The organism is Polyangium sp. 15x6, assembly GCF_029960785.1.
Lineage (GTDB): Bacteria > Myxococcota_A > Polyangia > Polyangiales > Polyangiaceae > Polyangium.
Window position 1 is genome coordinate 1 of the sequence record NZ_JASBQE010000216.1, and the last position, 4,701, is coordinate 4,701.

Annotated in this window: 4 protein-coding genes; 3 read left to right on the forward strand and 1 reads right to left on the reverse strand. The window is 65.4% G+C overall.

Annotated features, from left to right (window positions below):
* On the reverse strand, positions 1 to 376 hold a 376-nt coding region (locus QHF83_RS52860), incomplete at its 3' end, for a hypothetical protein (protein WP_282425800.1).
* A 387-nt stretch (positions 377 to 763) separates the two neighbouring features.
* Here QHF83_RS52860 and QHF83_RS52865 point away from each other — a divergent pair.
* The 3 genes from QHF83_RS52865 to QHF83_RS52875 form a co-directional block, all read left to right on the forward strand.
* The gene (locus tag QHF83_RS52865; protein WP_282425801.1) at positions 764 to 2,860 is read left to right on the forward strand and encodes a ParB N-terminal domain-containing protein; all 2,097 of its coding nucleotides are present in this window, start codon (positions 764 to 766) and stop codon (positions 2,858 to 2,860) included.
* Positions 2,857 to 3,216: an IS66 family insertion sequence element accessory protein TnpB gene (gene tnpB, locus QHF83_RS52870; RefSeq protein WP_282425802.1), complete on the forward strand. Its 360-nt coding sequence runs from the start codon at positions 2,857 to 2,859 to the stop codon at positions 3,214 to 3,216. The genes QHF83_RS52865 and tnpB overlap by 4 nt, the downstream gene beginning before the upstream one ends.
* A 47-nt stretch (positions 3,217 to 3,263) precedes the next feature.
* Positions 3,264 to 4,701: IS66 family transposase (locus QHF83_RS52875; RefSeq protein WP_282425803.1), on the forward strand; the 1,438-nt coding region annotated here is incomplete at its 3' end.

Genomic DNA, 4,701 nt, shown 5'->3' on the forward strand with positions numbered 1-4,701 from the left:
CACACCTGCATATGTCGCCAGCACGAAAAATGTACCGACCGCTGGACCGCACCTCGTCGATTGATCCTACAAAGTGGGATGTTGGAGCTGATGGACCTACTGGACGGTTTATGGGATGAGTTCTAGTATCAAAGATGGTGTGAATCTCGATCTGCGCATCGCGATCGTGGGGGACAATGCTCGGATCCGGGTGAAACCTCTGCTCGTGCTCGATCGCCAGGCGAATCAACTCCACCACGGCCTCCGCGACGGTGTCCGGCGTGAGTGGTTGAGCTTCTTCGCGGTGCACGCCTTCCGTGGGACGCCCTGCGGGTTGAGGGCTTCGCTCAGCACTGGCCGCATACGTCCCGGTTGATGTGTCGCCTTGCTCGCTCATGGGGTCTCAGCCTTCCTCGCCCCCGCAACCTACCACCTTGCCGTTGCAGGAGACCAGCGCCCGCAACGTGGGAAACGTGGGCCGTCCGGGCCGGTGGTTCGGCCCGAGGAGAGGTTCCCCCATGGATGACATGCTCGACTACGCGGGCGCGGCGGCTCTGACCGGGCTAGCACGCGGCACGCTGCGGTCGATGGTAGCTCGCCGGCAGATCCCCCACATCCGAATGGGCGCGCGTCTCGTTCGGTTCCAACGCAAGGATCTCGAGCGGTGGCTCCGGCAACGGTTGGTTCCGTCCAAGGACGGTCGCACGCAGCCCCAGGTTCCCGAGGTACCCGCCTCTGCGGAGACAGGCGCCTTCGCTCGCCGCCCGGCGAAGAGGAGTGCGTGATGAAGCACCTATCATACGACAGCTATCTGGCCATCCGCGCCGAACTCGAGGGCAAGCTCGATCAAGTTCCTGAAGGAGAGAGGGTGTGTATCAATGCATTCTTGGTAGCAGTCGCCGAGCTCGAGTTGTTCTACGGGGACATCGACGCCGCGGAGATCGAGTCCCGTCTGCTTGACATCGAAGAGAAGCGCCAATCGGCGCTGTGGGAGATCCCCCTCCTCGTCGAGCAAGGGCGGCTTCCTGCTGCGGTCCTCGCAGCGGCCGGACAGCCTATTGTAGCGGCTCTGCCTGCCAGCCGCCCAGCGACTCTGCCTGCCAGCCCTCCAGCAACTCTGCCTGCCAGCCCCGCCGTTACAATGGCGTCCGTAGCAATCGATGTAGGGACCGCAATCGCGGTTTGCGTCTCGAAGGTGATGGGCACCCTTCGGGAGGAAGGAACGGACGATGAAAACGCACTGGTGAAGGTGTTCGACGAGGCTCATAACCAGTACAATGCAAGTCACCACGATCCGTCGATGGAGGCTCGCCAAGGAGCGGAACGCGCTTGGATGGACGCAACGCGCGCGCTGCTGCCCGCTATTGCACGACGAGCCCCAGAGTTTTACGCAACCCTCTCAGGGCACGTGCCGGGGCCGACGCCCCCCACGCGCGTAGCCGTACCCCCCGCTCCTGCCCCTCCTCCGTCTGCCCCGCCGATCCCGAGCTGCCTCGGACAAAGGCGGTTTCGCACAGACGTCCTGGATCCGAGGAAGCTCGGGCAGTATTGGCGAAACAACGAGATCTTTCCGCTCGCCTCCGAAAACGACGCGCGCTTCCGTGAGCTTGTCCAAGATGTACGAGATCACGGCATCACGAGGCCGCTCGTCGTGACAGGGGAGATCTGCGCGAGCGCGCCGGGCACCGTACTCGGTGGTCACCGCCGCCGCCGCGCCGCGATCGAAGCGAATCTGCGAGAAGTACCGGTCGTGGTCCACGATGGCCTCACCGCAGACGAGGAGTACGAGATCTTCCTGCGCGACAACCTCGCCGACCTGCACGGACGCAAGCTCTCGCCCAAGCAGAAGGCCGAGCTCGAGAAGCGGTTGGCAGGGCTTCACTCTGTCGGAAAGGGGAAGCGCACCGACCTGAAGACCTCGGTTAAAAATAACCAAGGTGACGGGGCACCGGCGTCAGCACACGGCGGACCGCAGACGACCCGTGCCAAGGTCGCGGCCGAGGTGGGCGACTCGCCGAGCACCATCACGGCACGGCAGACGTGCTTCTTCTCGCCCTTATCGACGGAGGCCTTGCGCGAAGCGGTTGACGCGCGGAAGCTCAAGGAAAACCCGGCGGCCGCGATCATCCGCAGCGTGCAACGCGAGCCGGGGATCCGCGAGGCTGTGAAGGCCTACGAGGCCGGGACGGTGACCGCTACCGACCAGGCCAAGCTGGAAGAAGCGCAGCGGCGTGTCGATGAGGAGCTGGCGAAAAGGCTGGCGACGCCAAGGAAAAAGAAAACACCGAAGGCTGATGCGGCGGCGGCCGAGACCGAATCGTCAAAGCCACTTCCTGCCGGCGGGGATGCGCCTCCGGCAGGGGCGCCGCCCATCTTCCAAGACCGACCAGAGCTCGAAGAGGGATTGCGCCATCTCGAGGCGAGCCACGCGCTCTTTGTCTCGGTTGCCAAGTATCCGTCCCGCCACCCCCATCCTTCCGCTTCCCTCCTCGGCTATGCATGTATGCCCGTCGAAGGGAGGCTCGTCATGGCTACGAGGACGACGAAGGCCGAGCGCCGGTGGCGGCGCATCGTGGAGAAGTGGCGCGGCAGCGGCCTGTCGGCGCGCGCATTCGCGAAGCGCCATCGAATCAGCCCGGTCACGATGTACTGGTGGAGCAGCCGGCTCGGCAGACAGGATGCCGCGCAGGACTCCGAATTTGTGGCGGAAGCACCGACGTTCTTGCCTGTCGAGATCATCGACGACGCACCGCCTGCCGCCCCCGGGCCGACGGCCCTGGAGGTCGTTCTTCCGCGCGGCGAGGTGATCCGCGTGCCTCCTGGCGCTGACCTTTCCCAGCTCGGCCGTGTTGTCTCGGCGCTGCGCGGAGCGCTCGTATGATCCCCGCGCGGATGGCCATTTACGTCGCCGCCGAGCGGCTCGATCTGCGCCGCTCGTTCGACGGGCTTTCGGGGGTCGTACGTGAAGTGCTGCGCGAGGATCCGCTCTCGGGCGCGCTGTTCATGTTTTTCAACAAGGCGGCCGACCGGGTCAAGATCCTCTGGTGGGATCGGACGGGCTATTGCCTGCTCTACAAGCGCCTCGAGCGGGGGACGTTTCGCGTGCCGCAGGGGCTCGAGCCCGGCGCGACGCGCATCCCGATCGAAGCCTCCGAGATGGCGAGGATCCTCGAAGGGATCCAGCTCCCGCCGGCGAAGCAGCGCACCCGCGCGCTCGAGCCGGGTTCCATCAAGTAAAACTTTTCTCTTTACACGAGAGCCACGGGGCGTGTATGGCACGTCCCGTGACAAACCCTGAGCTCGAGGCCAAGGTCGTCGCTCTGGAGAGCCGCCTCGCGGGAGCCTCCCGCGAGCGGGACAAATTCCGGCACGAGCGTGACGAGTATCGCAAGCTCTACGAGCTCGCCAGCATCGAGCTCGAGCGATTTCGTCGCCATATCTTCGGTCGGAAGGCCGAGCAGGTCGATCCGGCGCAGATGCAGCTCGCGTTCACCGCCGTCATCGAGGCCCTCGGCGGCCTCGAGCGGCTCTCCGAGCAGACGCCGGATGCGGCTCCGCCTTCCGATCGGCCTGCCGGAGAGAAGCTGCCGGATGGCAAGAAGCCGAAGCAAAAGGACCGCAAGGTCACGCCGCATGGGCGGCAGATCCTACCCGAGCACCTGCCCGTCCACGAAATCGAGCTCCTCCCGCCCGAGGCCAAGGGCGAAGGCGCCGCGTCGCTCGTGCGGATCGGCGAGGAGGTGAGCGAAACGCTCGAATGGCGGCCCGCAAGCCTCGTGAGGGTCCGGGTCATTCGTCCGAAGTTCGCGACGAAAGGCAAACCCGAGGAAGGCGTGCGCATCGAGCCCGCGCCCGAGGCGCCGATTCCGCGCTGCATGGCAGGCCCTAGGCTTGTCGCGCGCGTGGTCGTGAATAAGTATGCCGATTCCTTGCCGCTGCACAGGCAGGAGAGGATCTACGAGCGAGAGGGCGTCTCCCTCGCGCGCTCGACCCTGTGCAACTGGGTGGGGGCCTCTACGGGCTTGCTGAAGTACGTCGTCGACGCGATGTTCCTCGACGCGAAAAGCGCGCATTGCATCGCCATGGACGCGACCGGCGTGCTCGTGCAGGCGAAGGAGAAATGCCGCAGGGGCTACTTCTGGGTGCTCGTCGCCGACCAGGACCACGTCCTCTTTCGTTTCACGCCGCGGCACACGCAGGATGGACCGAGGGAATTTCTGCGCGGTTACAAGGGGTATGTCCTCGCGGATGCGCACAACGTCTACGAACTGCTCTATCGCACCGAGGAAGTGACGGAGGTCGGCTGCTGGGCCCACGGCAGAAGGGGATTCTTCAAAGCGCTCTCGTCCGACAAGGAGCGCGCGCTCGCGGCGCTCGGGTTCATCGGAAACCTCTACGCAGTCGACGCCGAGACCAAGGAGCTGCCGCCGGCTCGCCGGACGGAGGAGCGCCGGAGGCTCGCCACGCCCGTGCTCGAGGCCTTTCGCATCTGGCTCGACGTGGAGGCGCTCGTCGCCTTGCCCAAGAGCCCCATCGGCCAGGCCATCGGATACGCCCGCAATCAGTGGGTGCCCCTCACGCGATTCCTCGACGATGGCCGGCTGCGCCTCGGTAGAGTCGAGCGCTGGCGCGGTGGCCGTAGGACACGGGGAGTCGCCGTTTCCGGCTGCTTTCGCGTACGTCGCCGGTGCCTCAATCCGTGCCGTGACTCCGTTTCCAGCG

What these genes read in the sequence shown, in the direction of transcription:
- QHF83_RS52865 (WP_282425801.1), top strand. Translation starts at nt 764, where the DNA reads ATGAAGCACCTATCATACGACAGCTATCTGGCCATCCGCGCCGAACTC.
- tnpB (WP_282425802.1), top strand. Translation starts at nt 2,857, where the DNA reads ATGATCCCCGCGCGGATGGCCATTTACGTCGCCGCCGAGCGGCTCGAT.